Annotated in this window: 22 protein-coding genes; 13 read left to right on the plus strand and 9 right to left on the minus strand. The window is 68.6% G+C overall.

Going from position 1 to position 20,496, the window contains the following annotated elements; translation table 11 throughout:
• Positions 1-4 precede the first annotated feature (4 nt).
• Genes ACE3N6_RS00495 through pcnB form a run of 3 tightly spaced genes read right to left on the minus strand, consistent with a single transcriptional unit; the run spans position 5 to position 2,195 of the window.
• A complete protein-coding gene (locus ACE3N6_RS00495; RefSeq protein ID WP_374243195.1) occupies positions 5-346 on the minus strand; it encodes a DMT family protein in 342 nt (113 codons plus the stop codon).
• Entirely contained in the window at positions 346-852 is a 507-nt protein-coding gene (gene folK, locus ACE3N6_RS00500) for a 2-amino-4-hydroxy-6-hydroxymethyldihydropteridine diphosphokinase (RefSeq protein WP_374243196.1), read from the minus strand. Before folK ends, ACE3N6_RS00495 begins: the two co-directional genes overlap by 1 nt.
• Positions 849-2,195 (minus strand): polynucleotide adenylyltransferase PcnB, encoded by a 1,347-nt coding sequence (gene pcnB / locus ACE3N6_RS00505; protein WP_374243197.1) that lies wholly within the window; start codon positions 2,193-2,195, stop codon positions 849-851. The genes folK and pcnB overlap by 4 nt, the downstream gene beginning before the upstream one ends.
• A 135-nt stretch (positions 2,196-2,330) precedes the next feature.
• Here pcnB and hyi point away from each other — a divergent pair, with 135 nt between their 5' ends.
• From hyi to ACE3N6_RS00550, 9 genes are all read left to right on the plus strand, one after another.
• The gene (gene hyi / locus ACE3N6_RS00510) at positions 2,331-3,098 is read left to right on the plus strand and encodes a hydroxypyruvate isomerase (protein ID WP_374243198.1); all 768 of its coding nucleotides are present in this window, start codon (positions 2,331-2,333) and stop codon (positions 3,096-3,098) included.
• Positions 3,086-3,958, plus strand: a complete 873-nt coding sequence (locus ACE3N6_RS00515) for a helix-turn-helix domain-containing protein (protein ID WP_374243199.1) — start codon at positions 3,086-3,088, stop codon at positions 3,956-3,958. Before hyi ends, ACE3N6_RS00515 begins: the two co-directional genes overlap by 13 nt.
• A gap of 155 nt (positions 3,959-4,113) precedes the next feature.
• A complete protein-coding gene (locus ACE3N6_RS00520; RefSeq protein ID WP_374243200.1) occupies positions 4,114-5,592 on the plus strand; it encodes an amidase in 1,479 nt (492 codons plus the stop codon).
• A gap of 78 nt (positions 5,593-5,670) precedes the next feature.
• Positions 5,671-6,432 (plus strand): FadR/GntR family transcriptional regulator, encoded by a 762-nt coding sequence (locus tag ACE3N6_RS00525; protein WP_374243201.1) that lies wholly within the window; start codon positions 5,671-5,673, stop codon positions 6,430-6,432.
• Positions 6,432-7,946 (plus strand): FAD-linked oxidase C-terminal domain-containing protein, encoded by a 1,515-nt coding sequence (locus ACE3N6_RS00530; protein WP_374243202.1) that lies wholly within the window; start codon positions 6,432-6,434, stop codon positions 7,944-7,946. The genes ACE3N6_RS00525 and ACE3N6_RS00530 overlap by 1 nt, the downstream gene beginning before the upstream one ends.
• Positions 7,946-8,107, plus strand: coding sequence for a hypothetical protein (locus ACE3N6_RS00535; RefSeq protein ID WP_153161713.1), 162 nt, complete (start codon positions 7,946-7,948; stop codon positions 8,105-8,107). Before ACE3N6_RS00530 ends, ACE3N6_RS00535 begins: the two co-directional genes overlap by 1 nt.
• Positions 8,079-9,140: a glycolate oxidase subunit GlcE gene (gene glcE / locus ACE3N6_RS00540; protein ID WP_374243203.1), complete on the plus strand. Its 1,062-nt coding sequence runs from the start codon at positions 8,079-8,081 to the stop codon at positions 9,138-9,140. Before ACE3N6_RS00535 ends, glcE begins: the two co-directional genes overlap by 29 nt.
• 3 nt (positions 9,141-9,143) lie before the next feature.
• Entirely contained in the window at positions 9,144-10,391 is a 1,248-nt protein-coding gene (glcF, locus tag ACE3N6_RS00545) for a glycolate oxidase subunit GlcF (RefSeq protein WP_374243204.1), read from the plus strand.
• Positions 10,392-10,640: 249 nt separating this feature from the next.
• Positions 10,641-11,447, plus strand: coding sequence for a PP2C family serine/threonine-protein phosphatase (locus tag ACE3N6_RS00550; protein ID WP_374243205.1), 807 nt, complete (start codon positions 10,641-10,643; stop codon positions 11,445-11,447).
• A 39-nt stretch (positions 11,448-11,486) separates the two neighbouring features.
• Here ACE3N6_RS00550 and corA read toward each other — a convergent pair whose 3' ends face one another.
• The gene (gene corA, locus ACE3N6_RS00555) at positions 11,487-12,503 is read right to left on the minus strand and encodes a magnesium/cobalt transporter CorA (protein ID WP_374243206.1); all 1,017 of its coding nucleotides are present in this window, start codon (positions 12,501-12,503) and stop codon (positions 11,487-11,489) included.
• 237 nt (positions 12,504-12,740) lie between these two features.
• Here corA and ACE3N6_RS00560 point away from each other — a divergent pair, with 237 nt between their 5' ends.
• From ACE3N6_RS00560 to ACE3N6_RS00570, 3 genes are read left to right on the plus strand one after another with little or no spacing between them, the layout of a single operon-like run.
• Positions 12,741-13,865 (plus strand): NAD(P) transhydrogenase subunit alpha, encoded by a 1,125-nt coding sequence (locus ACE3N6_RS00560; RefSeq protein WP_374243207.1) that lies wholly within the window; start codon positions 12,741-12,743, stop codon positions 13,863-13,865.
• A 13-nt stretch (positions 13,866-13,878) separates the two neighbouring features.
• Complete coding sequence (locus ACE3N6_RS00565; RefSeq protein WP_153161707.1) at positions 13,879-14,163, plus strand: NAD(P) transhydrogenase subunit alpha; 285 nt, start codon at positions 13,879-13,881, stop codon at positions 14,161-14,163.
• Entirely contained in the window at positions 14,163-15,536 is a 1,374-nt protein-coding gene (locus ACE3N6_RS00570) for an NAD(P)(+) transhydrogenase (Re/Si-specific) subunit beta (RefSeq protein WP_374243208.1), read from the plus strand. The genes ACE3N6_RS00565 and ACE3N6_RS00570 overlap by 1 nt, the downstream gene beginning before the upstream one ends.
• 66 nt (positions 15,537-15,602) lie before the next feature.
• Here the strand turns inward: ACE3N6_RS00570 and sixA are convergent, their stop codons facing one another.
• From sixA to moaC, 5 genes are all read right to left on the minus strand, one after another.
• Positions 15,603-16,055 (minus strand): phosphohistidine phosphatase SixA, encoded by a 453-nt coding sequence (sixA, locus tag ACE3N6_RS00575; protein WP_374243209.1) that lies wholly within the window; start codon positions 16,053-16,055, stop codon positions 15,603-15,605.
• A 71-nt stretch (positions 16,056-16,126) separates the two neighbouring features.
• Complete coding sequence (locus ACE3N6_RS00580) at positions 16,127-17,635, minus strand: CHAD domain-containing protein (RefSeq protein WP_374243210.1); 1,509 nt, start codon at positions 17,633-17,635, stop codon at positions 16,127-16,129.
• A 95-nt stretch (positions 17,636-17,730) separates the two neighbouring features.
• Positions 17,731-18,048 carry a thiosulfate oxidation carrier complex protein SoxZ gene (soxZ, locus tag ACE3N6_RS00585; protein ID WP_374243211.1) on the minus strand — a complete coding sequence of 106 codons (318 nt, stop codon included), beginning with the start codon at positions 18,046-18,048 and terminating at the stop codon, positions 17,731-17,733.
• A gap of 8 nt (positions 18,049-18,056) precedes the next feature.
• Entirely contained in the window at positions 18,057-18,527 is a 471-nt protein-coding gene (soxY, locus tag ACE3N6_RS00590; RefSeq protein WP_374243212.1) for a thiosulfate oxidation carrier protein SoxY, read from the minus strand.
• Entirely contained in the window at positions 18,524-19,006 is a 483-nt protein-coding gene (moaC, locus tag ACE3N6_RS00595) for a cyclic pyranopterin monophosphate synthase MoaC (RefSeq protein WP_374243213.1), read from the minus strand. Before moaC ends, soxY begins: the two co-directional genes overlap by 4 nt.
• A 41-nt stretch (positions 19,007-19,047) precedes the next feature.
• Here moaC and ACE3N6_RS00600 point away from each other — a divergent pair, with 41 nt between their 5' ends.
• Positions 19,048-20,496: a M48 family metalloprotease gene (locus tag ACE3N6_RS00600; protein ID WP_374243214.1), complete on the plus strand. Its 1,449-nt coding sequence runs from the start codon at positions 19,048-19,050 to the stop codon at positions 20,494-20,496.

Here is a 20,496-nt window from a genome sequence, read left to right on the forward strand (position 1 = left end):
CCTCTCAGGCGCGGAAGATGAAGTACACGGCGCCTAGGATACACAGGGCCGCCCACAGATAGTCAAGCTTGAGGGGTTGCTGCATGTAGAAAACGGCGAAGGGGACGAACACCGTGAGGGTGATCGCCTCCTGCATGATCTTGAGCTGGGCGAGGTTGAGTTCCTGGGCGCCGATGCGGTTTGCCGGCACCTGCAGGAGGTATTCGAACAGGGCGATGCCCCAGCTGACAAACGCCGCGATGTACCACGGCGAGGTGGCGAGGTTCTTGAGGTGGCCATACCAGGCGAAGGTCATGAAGACGTTCGAGGCGGCCAGGAGCAGGCTGGTCTGGGCCCAGATCGGCATTACATGGGCTCGCTGCGGGCGATTTCCTGGTTGGCCACGGCGGGGAGGAAATCCTGCGCCGGGCCGAGCCCGGGGAGGACGACCTCCGGGGCGATCTCGACGAGGGGCAGCAGCACGAAGGCGCGTTCGTGCATGCGTGGGTGGGGCAGGGTGAGCGCCGGGCTCGTCATGGTTGCGGTGCCGTGGAGCAGCAGGTCGAGATCGAGGGTGCGCGGGGCGTTGGGCACGCTGCGCACGCGGCCGTGACGGGCCTCGATGGCGAGGAGGGCATGCAGCAGGTCGAGCGGTTCAAGGGCGGTGTCGACGGCGACCACCGCGTTGATGAAGTCGGGTTGATCCACCAGCCCGACCGGCGCGCTGCGGTACAGGGAGGAGCGCGCCACCACGGTGGTGCCCGGCAGGGCGTCGAGATCGAGGACGGCGGCCCGCAGGTGCTGGACGGGCTCGCCGATGTTGGCGCCCAGCGCCACGTAGGCGCGGGTGCGCGTCGGCGCGGAGAGGCTCATGCGTCGCCCGGCGGATTGCTGGCTGCGCCCGAGGGCTTGCGACGGCGGCGGCGTTTCTTGGCGGTGCCGGCCTTGTCGGGGACCAGCATGGCTTCGCGGGAATCCGGGTTGGCGTCGGCGAAGGCGTCCCACCAGTCGGGCAGCTCCATCGGGATCTCGCCGGACTGGGCGCGCAGGCGCAGGAAATCCCAGCCGGCGCGATAACGGGGTTGTTCCAGCAGGCGGTAGGGCGTCTTGCCGGCGCGTTTTTCGAAGCGGGGCTGGAGGGCCCAGATCTCCTTGATGTCGCCCGCGATGCGGCGGGTGATGGCGAGCTTGCCGGATTGCCTGTCGAGCACCGAATCCATCGCGTCGAAGAGCGCAGGCTGGGAATGGGCGCCGTCGGCCTTGCGGGCTTCCCAGTCGGCCAGCACCTCGTGCCACAGCAGGGTGGCGAACAGGAAGCCGGGCGAAACGGGTTTGCCCTGGCGGACGCGATCGTCGGTGTTTTCGAGGGACAGCCACACGAAGCGTTCGCCCAGCGGCTGTTCGAGGATCACGTCGAGCAGCGGCAAGAGGCCGTGGTGCAGGCCCTCTTCGCGCAGCTGGCGCAGGCACTTGACCGCGTGGCCGGACATCAGCAGCTTGAGCATCTCGTCGAAGAGCCGCGCCGGGGGCACGTTCTCGAGGAGGTCGGCCATCTCGCGGATCGGGGCGCGGGCGGCCGGGTCGATGGAGAGGCCGAGCTTGGCGCCCAGGCGCGCTGCGCGGAGCATGCGCACCGGGTCTTCACGGTAGCGCACGCGCGGGTCGCCGATCATGCGCAGTGTCTTTTGCTGCAGGTCGGCCACGCCGTGGTGGTAGTCGATGACGGTTTCGTCGGTGGGGTTGTAGTACAGCGCGTTGACGGTGAAGTCGCGGCGGGTGGCGTCTTCGGCCATGCTGCCGAAGACGTTGTCGCGCAGCACCCGGCCGTGCTCGTCGGTCTCGGTGGATTCGGCGTCCTGCATGGCGCGGAAGGTGGAGACCTCGATGGTCTCCGGGCCGCTCATCACGTGGACGATCTTGAAGCGGCGGCCGATGATGCGCGAGCGGCGGAACAGGGCGCGGACTTCCTCGGGCGTGGCGCTGGTGGCCACGTCGAAATCCTTCGGGGTCTGGCCGACGATGATGTCGCGCACCGCGCCGCCGACGACGTAGGCCTTGTGGCCGGCTTCCTGCAGCACCGAGCACACCTTGTTGGCGGCGGGGGAGATCTGTTCCCGGCGCACGCCGTGGCGGCTGACGGGAATCACGGCGGGATCGGGGAGGGTGTTGGCGGGTGCGGCGCGACGGAAGACCCGGCGCAGCAGTTTGCGGATCATTGGTGGGGCTTGGATTATCGGGTTCAAGTCGCGCATGATAACCCAACGAATGGCCGGCTTTCCGTGATGTGGTCGTTTTGGGCTGCCCTGGCTGGTGTTTCCCCTGTTCCGAATGTCGATCCGGGAGGTTTTCCGATGCTGCGTTTTTCCGCCAACCTGTCTTTCCTGTTCCTCGACCGGCCCTTCCTCGAGCGCTTTGCGGCGGCGGCGGCCCATGGTTTCAAGGCGGTCGAGTTTCATTTTCCGTATGCCTTTCCTCTCGACGAGGTGGCCGATGCGGCCCGTCGGGCGGCGGTGGAGGTGGTGCTGTTCAACCTGCCGGCGGGCGACTGGGCGGCGGGTGAGCGGGGCATCGCCTGCCTGCCGGATCGGGTGGGCGAGTTCCGCGACGGCGTGGGGCTGGCTGCGCGCTACGCCGAGGGGCTGGGCTGCCCGCGGGTGAATTGCCTCGCCGGGCTGCGGCCGGAGGGCGTGGATGAGGCGGTGCTCACCGCCACCCTGGCAGACAACCTGCGCCACGCCGCCGATGCCTTGGCCGAGGCCGGCCGGCAGGTGTTGCTGGAGCCGCTCAACAGCCGGGACACGCCGCGTTTCCTGATCGACCGCACGGCGCCTGCGCTGGCGGTGCTCGACGCAGCAGGTCGGCCCAATCTGGGTTTGCAGTACGACATCTACCACGCCCAGGTGATGGAGGGCGACCTGGCGCGTACGCTCGAATCGGCCCTGCCGCACATCGGCCACATCCAGCTGGCGGATAACCCTGGTCGGCACCAGCCGGGCACCGGAGAGATCAATTTCCCCTTCCTGTTCCGGCATCTCAAGGCCATCGGGTACGGGGGCTGGATCGGCTGCGAATACGTGCCCACCGGGCCCACCGAGGATTCCTTCGAGTGGATGGTCTGAGCAAGCGCCGGATGCTGGCTGACGGGATTCATTGGCCGTCGCCGGGGCTTGCCGACTGCGTGCGCAGCGCGTTGGTGACCCGTCTGCCCGGCGGCCGTTACATCCTGCCGGCGGCGCTCCATCCGGTGCTGCTGGTGATCGTGCAGGGGGGCATCGGGGTGCTGCGCGATGGCGTGGAGGTGCAGCTTCCCCGGCTGGCCTTGTGTGGCGGGACGCGCGGACCCCGCGACGCCCGGGCTGAGGCGGGCACCCGGATCGTCACCCTGTCGCTCCTGCCCGGCGGGTTGGGGGCGCTGTTCGGCGTGCCGGCGGGGGCGCTGATGGAGGAGGCGGTCGACCTGGCGGAGGTGGCGGATGACGCCGGCCGGGGGCTGCTGGCGGGTTTCGTCGATGGCTTGCCGCCAGCGGCCGCGACGCAGGATCTGCTCTCCCGGCTGTGGGGCCTGCTGGAGGCGCTGCGACGCGACGCTGCCGGGCAGGCCGGCCTGTGGGTGCCGCCGACGCTGCTGTCTCTTCCGGTTGCGCAGCTGGCGGAGAAGTTTGGCCTTGGTCAGCGGCAGTTTGAACGGCGTTTCCAGGAAGCTTATGGGCAGTCGCTGCGGAGCTATCGCCAGCAACTGCGCTGCAGCCGCCTGCTGCAGGCCCTGGGTGCAGCGATGAGTCCGGTCGACGGTTGGGCGGAAATGGCGGTGGCCGCGGGCTACGCGGATCAGGCCCATCTGTGCCGGGATGTGCGGCGTTTCACCGGGCATTCACCCGCCGGCCTGGTGGCGGGCGTTGCGGGCGACGATCCGGCGTTCTGGCCTTATCGCATCGACCCGCTGATGCGGGCGCGGCATTTCGGGCCTTCAGGTTTCTGATTCCTCCGGCCGGCATGTCGTCTGGGTTCAAGATGGGCGGGCGGGGCACGCTTAGACTGACGTCCCTGATCCACTCGGCCTGCCCTTGCCATGATCCAGCCACGCCTGTCGTCTTTGCCCGATTTTCCTGCCGCCTCTGCCAGCGAGGGGGCGTGATGACCGAGATCCAGCTCGATACGCTCACGGCCTCAGCGGCTGCCCGTGACATCCGTGAAGGGCGCCTGTCTTCCGAAGCCCTGGTGGACGCCTGTCTGGCCCGGATCGCCCGCTTCAACCCCGGGATCAACGCGCTGGTCACCCTTGACGAGGCTGGCGCGCGGGCCGCCGCGAAGGCCGCTGACCGGATGCGCGCCCTGGGCGGGGAACTGCCGCCGCTGCTGGGGGTGCCGGTGTCGATCAAGGACGCGTTCGAGACGCGTGGCCTGCGAACGACGGCGAGCTTCAAGCCGCTGAAGGATTACGTGCCGGACCGGGATGCGACCGTGGTGGCGCGCCTGCGCGCGGCCGGGGCGGTGATCGTCGGCAAGAGCAATCTGCCGGAGCTGGCCGGCGCGCCCCATTGCTGGAGCCCGCTCTTCGGGCTCACGCGCAACCCCTGGAACCCTGCGCTGACGCCGGGTGGCAGTTCGGGCGGGGCCGCGGCGGCGGTGGCGTCGGGCTTCTCGCTGCTGGAGGCGGGCAGCGATCTGGCGGGGTCGATCCGCATTCCGGCGGCCTACTGCGGGGTGGCGGGCTTCAAGGCGACCGAGAACCGCATTCCCCGCACGGGCCACATCCCCCATCTGCCCGATCGGCTGGGCGGCGTGCGCAGCGTGCGCCGGATGTTGTCCTTCGGCGTGCTGGGGCGGTCGGTGGCGGATCTGCAGCTCGGCTTTGGCACGATGGCCGGGCCGGACGGGATCGACATCGAGGTGCCGGCGCTTCCCGCGCCGGTGGCGGCCGGGGTGGGCGAGGGGCGCCCCCTGCGCCTGCTGCTGTGGGACGACCCGGGCCTGCCGCTGTGCGAGCGGACGCGGGCCGTCTTCGCGCGCCTGCCGGCGCTGCTGACGGCGGCCGGCTGCGAGCTTCGGCGCGGGTTGCCGGCGGGGGTCGAGCCGGCGGCGCTGCGCGACACCTTCGGGCACATCGCCGGTGCCGAGATCGGGCTGGGCATGCCCGGCTGGCAGCGTCACGCCTTGCTCGCCCTGCGGCACCTGCTGCCGCCGTCGGAGCGCCTGCTGCGGGCGATTGCCAGTGGCCTGCGTTTCGACATGCGGGCGTACAACCGGGCGCTCGACCGGCGCGACGCCTGGATTCGCCTGCTCGAGTCGGCGCTGGCGGACGCGGACGGGCTGATCTGCCCGGTGGCCAGCACCGTCGCCTATCCGGGGCAGGCGCTGGGAATGTTCTCGAAACCCCCGACCCTGCCGGTGGCGAGCCAGCGCCTGCGCTACCTGGAGGCCACCATCGGCCTGACCGTGCCGTTCTCTCTGAGCGGCAGCCCGGCGGTGGCCCTGCCGGCGGGGGTCGAGGACGGCCTGCCGGTGGGGATTCAGCTGGTGGGCCGGCGCTGGGACGACGACCGCCTGCTGGGGGTGGCGGCGCGCCTCGAAGGGCTGCTGGGCGGCGTTGTGGCGCCGCCGGGGCTGGTCTGAACAGCTGCGCCACGACCCGCTTTACAGGCGCGCGCGGCCTCTCTTAGACTGCGCCGAACTTGTCTGACAAGCTGACCCATGGCCGCGGCCCGACTTCAACCGATCAACCGTCCCCAGCGCCTGTCCGATGCCGTCGGGGCGGCGCTGGAGAAGCGCATCCGCACCGGAGGCTGGGTGCCCGGCGAGCGCCTGCCGACCGAGGCCCAGCTGGGCGCCCAGTTTGCGGTGAGCCGGGCAGTGGTGCGTGAGGCGATTGCGCGGCTCAAGGCCGACGGGTTGGTGCACAGCCGGCAGGGCGCGGGGGTGTTCGTGGCGGCACGGCCGGGGGCGGCAGCCTTCCGCATGAGCGCCGGCACGCCGGCCGCCGGCCACGACGCCCGGGATGTGTTCGAGCTGCGCCTGATCGTCGAGGCGGCCGCCGCCGAACGGGCTGCGGCGCAGCGCACGCCCGAGGCCCTCGCCCGCATCGCCGACGCGCTGGCCGCCATGGACGCGGTGCTCGACGGCGTGGCAGGTTCGGGCGACGGGGCCGGCGCCGACGACGCCTTCCACTGCGCGGTGGCAGCGGCGAGCGGCAACCCCCTGATCCACCGCTTCATCGAGTTCGTGAGTCAGGAGTTTTCCGCCTCCCGTCAGCCCACCTGGAGCCGCGACGGGGTGGATTGCGGGTTGGCGCGGGCATCTCAGGGCGAGCATCGGGCCGTGTTCGAGGCCATCGTGGCGGGTGATCCGGCGGCGGCCCGGGCAGCGGCCGAGCAGCACATCGTGAGCGCCGCGGCGCGCCTGGGGGTGGCGCTGTCGCCGCAGGTGGCGGCGCCAATCGACGGAGAGGAGAGGTGATGGGCGAAGTGGCCGATGCGCCGGATTTCGGCGTTGCGGAACGGGATTTCTCGCGGGTGGACAAGGCGCGGCTGCTGGCCGCCCTGGCCGAGGTGTTGCCGCCTGCCTGCCTGCTCCACGATCTGGAAGACCTGCGGCCTTACGAGTGCGACGGCATGTCGGCGCTGCGTCAGGTGCCGATGATGGTGGCGCTGCCCGAGACCGAGGCGCAGGTGGTGGCGATCCTGACGATCTGCGCCGCCCAGGGCGTGCCGGTGGTGGCGCGGGGCGCGGGCACCGGGCTCTCGGGCGGCGCGCAGCCCCACCGGTTTGGCCTGGTGCTGTCGCTGGCGCGCTTCAAGAAGATCGTCCGGATCGACGCCCACGCCCGCCGGGCGGTGGTTCAGCCGGGCGTGCGCAACCTGGCGATCTCGGAGGCCGCGGCGCCCTACGGCCTGTATTACGCGCCCGATCCCTCGTCGCAGATCGCCTGCACCATCGGCGGCAACGTGGCCGAGAACTCGGGCGGCGTGCATTGCCTCAAGTATGGGCTGACGATCCACAACCTGCTCAAGGTGCGCGGCGTGACCATCGCCGGCGAGATCGTCGAGTTCGGCAGCCTGGCGCTGGATGCGCCGGGCTACGACCTGCTGCCGCTCATCACTGGCTCGGAGGGCATGCTGGCGGTGGTCACCGAGGTGACGGTGAAGCTCACCCCCAGGCCGCAACTCGCCCAGTGCGTGCTGGCGGCCTTCGACGACGTGGTGAAGGCCGGCGACGCGGTGGCGGCGGTGATCGCGGCGGGCATCATCCCGGCCGGGCTGGAGATGATGGACCAGCCGGCCACGGCGGCGGTCGAGGCGTTCGTGCACGCGGGCTACCCGCTGGACGCCCAGGCGATCCTGCTGTGCGAATCCGACGGCACGCCGGAGGAGGTGGCCGAGGAGGTGGCCCGGGTGCGCGCCATCCTGGCAGCCTGCGGCGCCACAGAGCTGCGGGTGTCCCGCGACGAGGCGGAGCGGCTGCGCTTCTGGGCCGGGCGCAAGGCGGCGTTTCCGGCGGCCGGGCGGATCTCCCCAGACTATTACTGCATGGACGGCACGATCCCCCGCAAGCGCCTGGGCGAGATGCTGAAGGCCATCCAGCAGATGGAAAGGAAGTACGCGATGCGCTGCATCAACGTGTTCCACGCGGGCGACGGCAACCTGCACCCCTTGATCCTCTTCGACGCCAACAAGCCCGGCGACCAGCACACCGCAGAGGCTTTCGGGGCGGAGATCCTGGAGCTGTCGGTGGCGCTCGGGGGCACGATCACTGGCGAGCACGGGGTAGGCATCGAGAAGATCAACCAGATGTGCAGCCAGTTCGCCACGCCCGAGATCAAAGCCTTCCACCGGGTGAAGGCGGCGTTCGACCCGGCGGGCTTGCTCAACCCGGGCAAGGCCATCCCGACCCTCAACCGCTGCGCCGAATACGGCCGCGAGCGGATGGGGGCAAGCGTGGCCCAGGCCCATCCCGAGCTGCCGCGCTTCTGATGGAAACGATCTCCGAAGGATGGCTGCAGTTCCTGTTCGTCGCCGTGCCGGTGCTGTCGTTGATCGGCACCTGGATGGGTTTGCGCACCGCCGGCCGGCTGGCCGAGCGGCGCAACAAGGAGGAGGGCAAGCGTGAGCGGGCAGATTCAGGCGTGGAGTGAGCGCATCCGCGCGGCGGCGGCGGAACGCCAGCCCCTGTGCATCCGCGGGGGCGGCACCAAGGCTTTCTATGGCGGGCCGGAGCGCGGCGAACCGCTGCCGGTGGACGGCCATCGGGGCATCCTCAATTACGCGCCCAGCGAGCTGGTGGTGAGCGTCCGGGCGGGCACCCCGCTGGCCGAACTCGAAGCGGCGCTGGCCGCCGAGAACCAGATGCTGGCCTTCGAGCCACCCCACTTTGGCGAAGGTGGCACCGTGGGCGGCTGTGTGGCGGCGGGCCTCGCCGGGCCGCGTCGGGCGGCTGTGGGCGGGGTGCGGGATTTCGTGCTGGGCGCCACCCTCATCGACGGCCGGGGCGACGTGCTGCGCTTTGGCGGTGAGGTGATGAAGAACGTAGCCGGCTACGACGTCTCGCGGGTGTTGGCGGGCAGCCTGGGTACGCTCGGCTTGATCGTCGACGTCTCGCTGAAGGTGTTGCCCAGGCCGGTGGCCGAGACGACGCTGCGCTTCGAGATGGGCGAATCCGCCGCGCTGCACCAGCTCAACGCCTGGGCCGGCCAGCCGCTGCCGATCTCCGCCAGCGCGTGGCGGGGCGGCGTGCTGCATCTACGGTTGTCAGGCGCGGGTGCGGCGGTGGATGCGGCGGCTCGACGGCTGGGCGGCGAGCAGCTCGCGGACGACGCGGCGGCGGACCTGTGGCGCAGCCTGCGGGATCACCGGGACGACTTTTTTGCCGGCGCGCAGCCCCTGTGGCGGCTGTCGGTGCCGAGCGATGCGCTGGCCGTGGCCCTGCCCGGCGAGCAGCTGGTGGAGTGGGGCGGCGCCCAGCGCTGGTTGCGCTCGGACGCGCCGCCCGCCGAGATCCGGGCCCGCGCCGCGGCACTTGGCGGCCATGCCACCCTGTTCCGCGGCGGGGTGCGGGGCGAGGCCTTCCACCCGCTGCCGGCGCCCATGCTGGCCCTGCAGCGCAAGCTCAAGCGCGCCTTCGATCCTGCTGGCGTCTTCAATCCCGGTCGTCTCCACCCCGAAGCCTGAGCCATGCAGACCCATCTCGCCGATTTCATCCGCGACACGCCGGAGGGCCGCGAGGCCGAAGACATCCTGCGCAAGTGCGTGCATTGCGGTTTCTGCACCGCCACCTGCCCCACCTACCAGCTGCTCGGGGACGAGCTGGACGGCCCCCGGGGGCGCATCTACCTCATCAAGCAGGTGCTCGAAGGCCAGCCGGCCACCGAGAAGACGCGCCTGCATCTGGATCGCTGCCTCACCTGCCGGTCGTGCGAGAGCACCTGCCCATCCGGCGTGGAGTATGCCCGGCTGGCCGACATCGGCCGTGACGTGGTGGAGCGGCAGGTGCCGCGTACCGGCGTGGATCGGTTGCAGCGGGCGGCGCTGAAGGCGCTCATCCCCGAGCGTACGCTGTTCGGGTCGGCGCTGGGCCTGGGGCGGCTGGTCAAACCCTTGCTGCCCCGCGTCATCGCGGGGAAGATCCCCGCTGCAGATGGCGCCGGTAGATGGCCGGCGCCGCGTCACGCCCGGCGGATGATTGCGCTGGCCGGCTGCGTTCAGCCTTCGATGCGCCCCTCGATCAACGCGGCGGCTGCCCGGGTGCTGGACAGGCTTGGCATTTCGCTGGTCGAGACGGTCACCGCCGGTTGCTGCGGCGCAGTCCGCTTTCACCTGCACGACCAGGCGGGCGGGCGCGACGATGCGCGGCGCAATATCGATGCCTGGTGGCCCGCCATCGCGTCGGGCGAGGTGGAGGCAATCGTGGTCACCGCGTCCGGCTGCGGTGCCCACGTGAAGGAGTATGGGCACCTCCTGAAGCAGGATCCGGCCTACGCCGAAAAGGCGGCAAAGGTGGCGTCGATGAGCCGGGATATTGCCGAGGTGCTCGCCGCCGAGCGGGTGCGGCTCGACCCGCTGCTGGCCGCAGCCGGTGCCCGGACGAGCGGAGGACGGGTCGCCTTCCACTCGCCATGCAGCCTGCAACACGGCCAGCGGGTGCGCGGAGTGGTCGAAAGCGTGCTTGCCGCAGCAGGCTTCGAGCTTGCGCCGGTGCGCGATTCCCATTTGTGCTGCGGCTCGGCCGGCACGTATTCACTCCTCCAACCCAATTTGGCCACTGAACTACGTGACGACAAGCTCTCGGCCTTGCAACAATATGGTGCCGACTGCATAGTTTCGGCCAATGTTGGCTGCATTGGGCATCTCGCCACGGCAGCGACGCTGCCGGTACGACATTGGATTGAACTTATCGATGAAAAAGTCACACAATCGGCCTGAAAGCGAAACGTCGTCTTTATTACTAAAGAAATAAACGGTTAAACTTCGTGAATGTCAGTTGTCTGCCGCCTGGGCGGCGTGATCCTGTGAATCAGTGCGGAGTTCCGTTTGTTCGGTTTTCATTGTCGGCCATTCTTGGCCGGGGGGTGTCGCGGCCGATGGCCCGTGCCTCGATGATGTGCGTCACGTGCTGATTGTTCGAGTTACATGCTGAATCCAACGCTATCGTCCCTTTCCGCTCCCGACTCGGTGAGTTCCAAGAAGCGCTATCAGGCGGAAGCCTGCGTGGCCAAGCACACCGGCGACCGCACCGAGCAGCAGGATCGGGCCGCGGTGTTCGCCCATCCGACCCGCAAGGGCACACTCATGGCGGTACTGGCCGACGGCATGGGCGGGCATTCCGGCGGGGCCATGGCGGCGGAGCAGGTGATCCTCAAGGCCAAGCAGAACTTCGAGGCCTACGCGCCGGCCTCCGAGAGCGCACCCGATCTCTTGCGCAGCATCATCGACGAGGCACATATCGTCATCAAGCTGACGCGCTTCACCAGCGAACAAGACCCCCACAGCACGGCCGTGGTCTTCATGATGCAGCCGGATCGGGCCGATTGGGCGCATTGCGGCGATTCGCGCTTCTACCATTTTCGGCGTGGGGCGCTGGTCACCCGCAGCGTCGATCATTCGCTGGTCGAGGAACTCGTCCGCAAGGGGCGGCTCGATGCCGAGGGGGCGCTGCGCCACCCTAACCGTAACGTGCTGTTGTCGTGCCTGGGCTCCGAGCGGGAGCCGCGGGTCGATATCGGTCACGCTTCGCCGCTGGTGGGAGGCGATGCCTTCCTGCTGTGTTCCGACGGGCTGTGGGCCTACATCTCCGAGGACGAGATGGGGCAGATTCTTGAAACCCAGTCACCGCGGGACGCGGCTTCCGCACTGATCGAGCTGGCACGTCAGCGGGCACGAGGCGGCGGCGACAACATCTCGCTTGCCATCGTCAAGCTGGTCGAGGTCGTCCAGAAGCCGGCCGCCAAAAACGAGTTTCCCCGGCTGGGCGGGCGCTGAGGGGGCTTGCCCCACCGCCGGCTCGACAAGGGGGCTGGCTCAGTGGGTCGTGAGCCAGTTGCGTCGCCAGAAAGACGCGGCCATCACGGCTGCCGCGCTCAGCATCAGCCCGAGCGCCATCCAGAAGCCGTCTGGGTCGTCCAGAAACGGCATTTCATGAAAATTCATCCCGAAGATACCGGCTATCAGCGTGGCGGGCATGAACAGGGTGGTCAGCACGGTGAGGATGCGTACCTCGGTATTGAGGCGGTTGCTGACGCTCGACAGATAGATGTCGAGCAGGTCGGCCAGCAGATCCCGGACTGACTCCAGCGATTCGAGTACGTGCACCGTGTGATCGTAGATGTCCCGCAGGTAGAGCCGGGTGTCGGCGCTGAAGAAGCCGTTGTCGGCCCGGGCGAGGGTGTTGAGGATCTCCCGCAGGGGCCAGACGGCCCGTCGCAGGACCAGCGCCTCGTGCTTGACCCGGTTGATCTCGGCCAGCAGGGCCGGAGTGGGGCGGGTGAGGGCGGCATCCTCGAGGTCTTCGGCCATGTCGCCCAGGTTGTCGAGCATCACGAAGTAGCGGTCGACCAGTGTGTCGAGAATGGCGTAGGCCAGGTAGTCGGTGCCGTGGGCGCGCATTGCGCCGTGCTCGGCCCGCAGACGCTCGCGGACAGCCTCGAAGGCGCCGGTGGCGCGCTCCTGGAAGGTGAGCACGAAGTTGCGCCCGAGCACGATGCTGACCTGATCCGAATGAAGGCTGCGGGATTCTGGATCGAAGTCGAAGCAGCGGGCAACAATGAAGAGGTAGTCGGCGTATTCGTCGCTCTTCGGGCGCTGGTGGGTGTTGAGGATGTCTTCCTGGACGAGGGGGTGCAGCTTGAAACGGCGGCCGATTTCGGCCATCACCGCAGGGTCGTGCAGGCCATAGACGTTGAGCCACATCTTCTCGCGGGTGGCGTGGTGCCGGCGGGATAGCTCGATGTCCTCAAAACGGGTCTCGGTGATGCCTTGGGAATCGTACTCGATGAGGGTGATGCTGGGCTTTTCGGTCTTGATTTCGCCGATATGCACCAGTGACCCTGGGGGTAACCCTAACTTGCGGGTTGGGTGGGCACGTTTCTTGTTAGACTTTCTCATCGTGATCTTGCTCAATGGCCGAAAATTGCGAGTTCTTTTACGAGAATCCTGCGGTTTTCCCGATTTTTCAGGGCTGGCCTGGGCGTTTCATGGTTGAACAGCACGTGTTGTCGTTGTCGAAACCCTCTCACGACGATAGCAGAAACCTAACAATTCTTATAAGGAGGTTCCATGCCTCTGGTCATCGGTGTGACCAAAGAGTTCACGCCGGGCGAGCGCCGCGTCGCGCTGGTTCCGGACGTAGCCAAAAAGTATCAGGGGCTTGGGGCGGCGTTGCTGCTCCAGGCGGGGGCCGGCTCGTCGGCGTACTACCGGGATGAAGATTACGGTTCGGCGGAACTCGTCGGCGACGCTTCGTCCGTCCTTGGCAAGGCGGATGTCGTGCTGCAGGTGCAGCCGCTCAGCCTGGACGATCTGAACGAACTCAAGCCCGGTGCGGTGCTGATCGGCCTGCAGCAGCCGTGGTCCAGTCGCGAGCGTATCGAACTGTTGCGCCAGAAACGGATCACCTGTTTCGCTTTGGAGCTGCTCCCGCGCATCAGCCGCGCCCAGAGCATGGACGTGCTGTCCAGCCAGGCAGCGGTGGCGGGTTACGAGTGCGCGCTGATCGCGGCCGACCACTCGCCCAAGTTCTTCCCGATGCTGACCTACGCGGCCGGCACGATCCGTCCGGCCAAGGTGCTGGTGATCGGCGCCGGCGTGGCGGGCCTGCAGGCGATCGCCACGGCCAAGCGGCTGGGGGCGATGGTCTCGGGCTACGACGTGCGGCCGGAAACCAGGGAGCAGATCGAGTCGCTGGGCGCCAAGTTTGTCGATACCGGCGTGTCGGCTGCAGGCACCGGCGGCTACGCCCGTGAGCTCACCGACGACGAAAAGCGTCAGCAGGCCGAGAAGCTCGGCAAGGCGATCGCCGATTGCGACGTGCTCATCACCACCGCGGCCATCCCGGGCAAGAAGGCGCCGGTGATCGTCTCCGCAGAGATGGTGGCGCGCATGAAGCCGGGTTCGGTGGTCGTCGACATGGCGGCCGAGACCGGCGGCAACGTGGCCGGCACGATGGCGGGCGAGAAGACCTGGGTTGGCGAAACCCTCATCATCGGCCCCACCAACATCCCGAGTCGCATGCCGGTGCATGCCTCCGAGATGTACGCCAAAAACCTCTTCAACTTCATCTCGCCCTTCATCAAGGACGGGGCGCTGGCCCTGGACTGGGAAGACGAGGTGCTGGCGGGCGCGTGCCTGACCCACGCGGGCGAACTGCGCCACGCCGGCGTCAAGCAGGCCCTTGGCCTGTAACCGGGAGACGATCATGGACGGATTTGTCGCACTCTATATCTTCATGCTCGCCGCCTTCACCGGTTACGAGGTCATTTCCCGTGTGCCGGTGATCCTGCACACCCCGCTGATGTCGGGTTCCAACTTCGTGCACGGCGTGGTGCTGGTGGGCGGCATGATCGCCCTCGGCCAGGCTGAGACCCCGCTCGAACAGGCCATCGGTTTCGTGGCCGTGCTGCTGGGCGCGGCCAACGCGGCCGGCGGTTACGTGGTGACCGAACGCATGCTCGCCATGTTCAAGTCGAAGGAGAAGAACTGATGGCGATCAAGTGGCTGATTGACGCGAGCTACTTCGTGGCCGCGGTGCTCTTCATTCTTGGCCTGAAGGGCATGAGTTCGCCGGTTTCGGCGCGCAAGGGGATCATCTGGGCGGGCGTCGGCATGGTGCTCGCTACGGTGGTCACGTTCCTCACTCCGGGCATGAACAACTTTGCCCTGATGGTCATCGCCATCGCCATCGGCGGTGCGCTGGCCTGGATCTCCGGCAAGAAGGTCGCCATGACCGACATGCCGCAGATGGTGGCGATTTATAACGGCATGGGCGGCGGCGCGGCGGCGGCCATCGCGGCGGTCGAGTTTGCCCGCGGCGAGATGCACGGCACCGTGGTCACGCTGCTGGCCACGCTGGGCGCGCTGATCGGCGCGGTGTCGTTCTCCGGCTCGGTAGTGGCGTGGGCCAAGCTCCAGGGCGTGATGAAGAAGGCCTTCCGGCTGCCGGCCCAGAACGCGGTGAACGTCGTCCTGGCTCTGGCAACCCTGGGCCTGGGCGTGGCGATCGTGATCGCCCCGGCCATCGACCCGATGCTGGTGGGTGCGTTCTTCATCCTGGCGCTGGTGCTCGGCGTGATCATCACGCTGCCCATCGGCGGTGCGGACATGCCGGTGGTGATCTCGCTGTTCAACGCCTTCACCGGCCTGGCCGTGGGTTTCGAGGGCTTCGTGATGGGGATTCCGGCGCTCATCATCGCCGGTATCGTGGTCGGCGCGGCCGGCACGCTGCTCACCCAGCTGATGGCCAAGGCGATGAACCGGCCGATCTCCAACATCCTTTTCGTGCCGATGGCTGCGGCCGGTGCCGGCGAGGCGGTGGAAGGCGAGCAGAAGGAAGTCGGCGCCATGGATGCAGCGGCGATGATGCGCTACGCCAGCAAGGTCATCATCGTGCCGGGCTACGGCATGGCGGTGGCCGGCGCCCAGCACAAGGTGTGGGAGATGACCGCGCTGCTGGAGGAAGCCGGCGTCGAGGTGAGCTTCGCGATCCACCCGGTCGCGGGCCGCATGCCGGGCCACATGAACGTGCTGCTGGCCGAGGCCGGCGTGCCCTACGAGAAGATCTTCGACCTGGAGGAAATCAACGCCGATTTCGCCCAGGCCGATGTGGCACTGGTGATCGGCGCGAACGACGTGGTGAACCCGTCGGCGCGCACCGACAAGTCCAGCCCGATCTACGGCATGCCCATCCTCAACGCCGATCTCGCCCAGAACGTGATCGTCGTGAAGCGTGGCAAGGGCACCGGCTACTCGGGCATCGAGAACGCGCTGTTCTACAAGGACAACACCCGGCTGCTGTACGGCTCTGCCCAGCAGGCGATTGCCGAGGTGATCCAGCACGTGAAGGCGATGTCGGTCTGACCGCCAGCCTGCACTGCAACGAAAAAGCCACCCTCAGGTGGCTTTTTTGTTTTTGGAGCAACCGGATCAGACCAGATCGGCGGGTATCACGGCACGCAGCACGGTCTGGGTTTCGCCTTCGCGCACGCGGTTGGTGAACCACCACAGCGCGCCTTTCTTGATCGTCCAGTCGGCCTCCTGCCCGGACAGCAGCAGGGCGGCCAGACGGCCCAGTTCGGGCTGATGGCCGACGACCAGCACCGACCCGCCCGCATCGGGCCAGCCGCAGGCGGCGAGGATCGACGAGATGTCGTTGCCCGGCGCGAGAGAGGGGACGACCTCGAAGGTCTGGGTGAAGGCGGCAGCGGTCTGGCGGGTTCGCGTGGTGGGGCTCACCAGCACGCGCAGTTTCTTGGGGCGCCGGCTCTCCAGCCACTCGGCCATCTTGCGCGCCTGGCGGATGCCCCGTTCGGTGAGTTCGCGGGTGCTGTCGGGCACCCCGTCGACGGCTTCTGCGTGGCGCCATAGCAGCAGATCCATTTTGTTTGTCTCCTCGTCTCCTGAATCAGCCGGCCATTGTGCGGGGTCGAGGTTACGCCCGGATGAATCCATCATCGCCGCCAGGGCGCCTTGCCCCACAGCACGTCTTCGAGCGCCGGGAGGACGCTCTTGCGCAGGCGTGCGATCTTCGGCGCGTGCCAGCCGGCGACGAAGGCGGCGCCGCTGCGCAGTTCGGGGTCCTTGCCGGCCCACGCCTTCAGGCGGTTGCGGGCGACGACTTCGTCGTTGAGGTAGCCGAGGGTTTCCTGGGCTTCGGCCAGATCGTTGGCGAAGCGGACCGTGGCCTTTTCGGGAAGCAGCGGGAGCAGGAACTCGATGGCGTAGCGCAGGCGCTTGAGGGAGACGCGCAGCTCGTGGAGCTTGTCGGCGTGCAGGTCGGTGGCCGCGGCGGCGTAGCGTTTGCGGGCCTTCTTGCGCAGCTGGGTGAGCTGCAGCCGGGCGAAGGTGGTGAGATTGGCGGACTTGACCAGGGCGTCGCTCTGCAGGGCCATCAGCTCGGCCGCCAGGGCCAGCATCTGGCGGCCGTGGCTGGCGGCGAGGAGTTGTTCCCGGGCGGCGGCCTTCTCCCGGTCGCGGCGGTCTACGGCCATGGCGATGAGGCGCTGGGTGGCCTCGTCGGCAAGGCCGGATTCGGCCACCGGGCCGAGGACTTCGGCAAGCATCACGTCCAGGTCGCGGGCTGCCCCCAGACCGTCGGCGGCATCCTTGAGCCCCTGGGACCAGCGGGCCACGAACTGGGCGGGCAGGGCCGGCCCGAACAGGCGCAGGGCGGAGCGCAGGCGGCGCAGGGCGACGCGGAGCTGGTGGATAAACTCCGGGTCGTCGCTCTCGCGGGCGCCGGATTCGTTGGCCTGCCACAGAGCGAGGCAATCCAGGGCGATGATCCGGAAGGCGTCCACCGGCGACTGCTCGGCCGCCAGCCGCGACGGGCGGGCCTTGGCGGGGCGCAGGGCGTGGTTGGAGAAGAGGCGGTAGCCCCGTTCGGCCTTGCTCACGTTCTCGGGGGTGAGCGGCAGGGATTCGGCGAGCGCCAGCGCGATGGCGTAGAGCGCCTCCGGGTCGCCATCGACCAGTTCGAGTTCCAGCTCGCACAGGGGCCGGCTGCGCTCACCGGCCTCGATGGTGCCACTGTCGATCATCGCCAGCACCTTCACGCCGTCGCGGGGCGTGAGCACGCAGGTCTCGCGCTTGAAGCGGGTGGTGAAGACCGGGACGAGGCGGGGGTGGAGTTCCTCCAGGCGGCCGCGCACGTCGGCGTTGTCGATGGCGGAGAAGTCGAACACCCCGCCCACGTAGGCTTGCTCCCACTCGGGGCGCGACGACAGCCCGCCGATGGATTCGGCGGCACATTTGACCGTCTGCAGCCAGCGGCTGCCGGCCTTGCGGGTGCGAACGGCCATCCGGCGCTCGCGCAGTTCGAGCTCCGGCGTGTCGAAGTAGGTGTTCTCGAGGGTGACGCTGCGGCCGTCGCGGGGGGCGTCGGCGATCAGCGGGTGGCGTCGGAGGGCGGGGAGGGCTTTCTGGGGAAGCGTGAGCTTGAGTTCGATTTCGTTGCTCATGGTGGTGCCATCGGTGGTCGGTTGGCGCCCGGATTCAGGCGCGCGCCATTCTAGACCCGATGGCAGGGCGCTGTCTTGCGCGCGCCGGTTACAGCTCAGGCGGCCACGAAGCTGCTCTCGGCCTGGCCGCGTTGCCCTTTGTTGTCCTGCCACGCGACGCTGAGGCGGTCGCCAGCCTTGACGCCGGAGAGCTGGAAGGCGAACAGCGGATTGACCGATACGGCGGTGCCCAGGGCGCCTTCGATCACCGGCTTGCCGTTGAGGCTGAGGGTGACCGAGACGATGAAATGGGCCGCCACGAGTTGACCGGCGGCATCGCGGCGCTGGCCGGATTCCATGGGGTGCGGCAGCAGCACCCGGACGTCGCCTTCGTCGCCCTTGACGGTGGCGCGGATCTTGATTGGATCGGGCATGGTGTCTCCTAGTCGCCGCAGCCGCCGACGGTGACCTTCACCTCGCGGAACAGGGTGTAGTGCCTGCCGCCCGCCTGGGCGACGACACGCAGGCGCGAACTCTCGGCCATCCGGATCTTGGCCTGGAAGCGGGCGCTGGCCCCCGGGGCAAAGTTGAACTGCAGCGCGAGGGGGGAGGGGTTCTTGTCCACCAGCACAGACAGGCGCGTGGTGCCCGGGATCTGGCTGATGACCTCGATGGGCACGGAGGCACCGTTCTCGGCGATCTCGGGCGCCTTGAGCAGGATGTCGCGGCTGGCTTCGGCGCCGGCTGCACCGATGAGGCGCAGGGCGTCGGCGGCGGTTCTGGCGTCGAAGGCGCTGCGGTTGAACTCCACGGCAAGGGCGCGGCCGGGTTTGAGCAGCCCGGCACCGATCAGCCCGGCAAGCGCTGCCGCGCTGCCAAAGCCCTGGATGAAGCTGCGACGGCCGGCGCTCATGCCGCGTCGGCCTTCCAGTGCCCGGATTTGCCGCCTTCCTTTTCGAGCAGGCGGATGCCGGTCATGGTCATGCCCCGGTCCACCGCCTTGCACATGTCGTAGATGGTGAGCAGGCCTACTTGCACGGCGGTGAGGGCTTCCATCTCGACCCCCGTCCGGCCGACGGTTTCGGCGGTGACGGCGCAGCGGATGGTGTCGTCGCCCTCGACGATGAAATCGGCCGCGACGCGGGTGAGGGGGATGGGGTGGCACAGGGGGATCAGGTCGGCCGTGCGCTTGGCGCCCTGGATGGCGGCGATGCGGGCGATGCCGATCACGTCGCCCTTCTTGTTGTCGCCGGCGAGGATGCGGGCGAGGGTGGCCGGCTGCATGACGATCCGGCCTTCGGCGCGGGCCACCCGGCGGGTCTCCTGCTTGGCAGAGACATCCACCATGTGGGCCTGGCCGTGGGCGTCGAAATGGGTGAAGGCGTCGCTCATCGGGCGGGAAACCAAATTTGGGGGTCGAGTATCATAGCACCGTGATTAAACGTCTGATTGCCGCCCTGCTGTGTGTGGTGATGATCCCTCGCGGCATCGCCCACGACCTGCCCGATCTGGGCGATTCCGCATCGTCGGAGCTGTCGCCCCTGGCCGAGCAGCGCCTCGGGGCGCAGATCATGCGCGACATCCGCTGGAAGGAGCCGGCCTATCTGCGCGACCCGGAGGTCGAGGATTACCTCAACTGGCTGGGCGATCGTCTGGTGGCGTCGGGCCCGGGCGCGGGCCTGCCTTTCCAGTTCTTCGGGGTGAGCGACGCGTCGCTCAACGCCTTCGCGATGCCCGGCGGCAACATCGGCGTGCACACCGGGCTGATTCTCGCCGCCCAGACCGAATCGGAGTTGGCCGGCGTGCTGGCCCACGAGGTCTCCCACGTCACCCAGCGCCATATTGCGCGGATGCTCGGCAAGCAGAGTCAGACCAGCATGATCATGCTGGCGTCCCTGCTGCTGGCGGTGCTGGCCGCCCGATCCAGCGCCCAGGCCAGCCAGGCGGCCATCTCGACCGGGATGGCGGCGGGCATGAGCACCCAGCTCTCGTACTCGCGGGATTTCGAGAACGAGGCGGACCGGATCGGGGTGCAGAACCTCGCCGCGGCGGGGTTCGATGTGCGCGGGATGGTCGGCTTCTTCGAGCGCCTTCAGAAGAACGCCCGGCTCTACGAGAACAGTGCGCCGGCTTACATGCGCACGCACCCCCTCACCAGCGACCGGATCACCGAGATGGAGAACCGGGTCGCCCAGATGCCTTACCGGCAGGTGCCGGATTCGCTGGATTTCCAGCTGGTGAAGGCCAAGCTCAAAGTGGGCAGGCAGCCCACGCGGGAGGTGATCGGCGAGTTCGAGACGGCGGCTCGGGGTGCCAGCCCGTCGGTGGCCGCCCAGTATGGGTTGGTGCGGGCCTATCTGCAGGTGCGCCGCCTGGCCGACGCGGATCGGGAGATGGCGGTGCTGCGCAAGCGCGGGGCCTTGTCGGCGATGATTGACGGGCTGGAGGGCGATCTGCGGCTGGCCCACGGGGATCCGGCAGGCGCGGCGCGGTTGTTCCGGGAGGGGCGAGGGCGCTTTCCCCAATCCCATCGGCTGATGTACGGCGAGATCGAGTCGCTGCTCGCGGCGGCCAGGCCCGACGAGGCGCTGACAGTGGCCAAGGCGGAGTTGCTGACCACCCCGGCCGATGCCACCCTCTGGGAGTTTCGGGCCCGGGCCGAAGCGGCCCTCGGCAAGCGGCTGGCGCAGCATCGATCGCTGGGCGAGGTGTACGCGATCCAGGGCAACTACGCCGCGTCGGCCGAGCAGTTTGCGCTGGCCCAGGCGGCGAGCGATGGGGATTTCTTCGAGCAGTCGGCGGTGGATTCGCGGCTGCGGGAGGTGCGTGGGTTGCTGGCCGAGCAGATGCGCGAGTTGCGCGAGTCGCGCGGCCAGCGCTGA

Origin of the sequence: Zoogloea sp., assembly GCF_041904905.1 — a bacterium.
Classification (GTDB): domain Bacteria; phylum Pseudomonadota; class Gammaproteobacteria; order Burkholderiales; family Rhodocyclaceae; genus Zoogloea.

What these genes read in the sequence shown, in the direction of transcription:
- ACE3N6_RS00495 (WP_374243195.1), bottom strand. Translation starts at nt 346, where the DNA reads ATGCCGATCTGGGCCCAGACCAGCCTGCTCCTGGCCGCCTCGAACGTC.
- folK (WP_374243196.1), bottom strand. Translation starts at nt 852, where the DNA reads ATGAGCCTCTCCGCGCCGACGCGCACCCGCGCCTACGTGGCGCTGGGC.
- pcnB (WP_374243197.1), bottom strand. Translation starts at nt 2,195, where the DNA reads ATGATCCGCAAACTGCTGCGCCGGGTCTTCCGTCGCGCCGCACCCGCC.
- hyi (WP_374243198.1), top strand. Translation starts at nt 2,331, where the DNA reads ATGCTGCGTTTTTCCGCCAACCTGTCTTTCCTGTTCCTCGACCGGCCC.
- ACE3N6_RS00520 (WP_374243200.1), top strand. Translation starts at nt 4,114, where the DNA reads ATGACCGAGATCCAGCTCGATACGCTCACGGCCTCAGCGGCTGCCCGT.
- ACE3N6_RS00525 (WP_374243201.1), top strand. Translation starts at nt 5,671, where the DNA reads ATGGCCGCGGCCCGACTTCAACCGATCAACCGTCCCCAGCGCCTGTCC.
- ACE3N6_RS00530 (WP_374243202.1), top strand. Translation starts at nt 6,432, where the DNA reads ATGGGCGAAGTGGCCGATGCGCCGGATTTCGGCGTTGCGGAACGGGAT.
- ACE3N6_RS00535 (WP_153161713.1), top strand. Translation starts at nt 7,946, where the DNA reads ATGGAAACGATCTCCGAAGGATGGCTGCAGTTCCTGTTCGTCGCCGTG.
- glcF (WP_374243204.1), top strand. Translation starts at nt 9,144, where the DNA reads ATGCAGACCCATCTCGCCGATTTCATCCGCGACACGCCGGAGGGCCGC.
- ACE3N6_RS00560 (WP_374243207.1), top strand. Translation starts at nt 12,741, where the DNA reads ATGCCTCTGGTCATCGGTGTGACCAAAGAGTTCACGCCGGGCGAGCGC.
- ACE3N6_RS00565 (WP_153161707.1), top strand. Translation starts at nt 13,879, where the DNA reads ATGGACGGATTTGTCGCACTCTATATCTTCATGCTCGCCGCCTTCACC.
- ACE3N6_RS00570 (WP_374243208.1), top strand. Translation starts at nt 14,163, where the DNA reads ATGGCGATCAAGTGGCTGATTGACGCGAGCTACTTCGTGGCCGCGGTG.
- sixA (WP_374243209.1), bottom strand. Translation starts at nt 16,055, where the DNA reads ATGGATCTGCTGCTATGGCGCCACGCAGAAGCCGTCGACGGGGTGCCC.
- ACE3N6_RS00580 (WP_374243210.1), bottom strand. Translation starts at nt 17,635, where the DNA reads ATGAGCAACGAAATCGAACTCAAGCTCACGCTTCCCCAGAAAGCCCTC.
- soxZ (WP_374243211.1), bottom strand. Translation starts at nt 18,048, where the DNA reads ATGCCCGATCCAATCAAGATCCGCGCCACCGTCAAGGGCGACGAAGGC.
- soxY (WP_374243212.1), bottom strand. Translation starts at nt 18,527, where the DNA reads ATGAGCGCCGGCCGTCGCAGCTTCATCCAGGGCTTTGGCAGCGCGGCA.
- moaC (WP_374243213.1), bottom strand. Translation starts at nt 19,006, where the DNA reads ATGAGCGACGCCTTCACCCATTTCGACGCCCACGGCCAGGCCCACATG.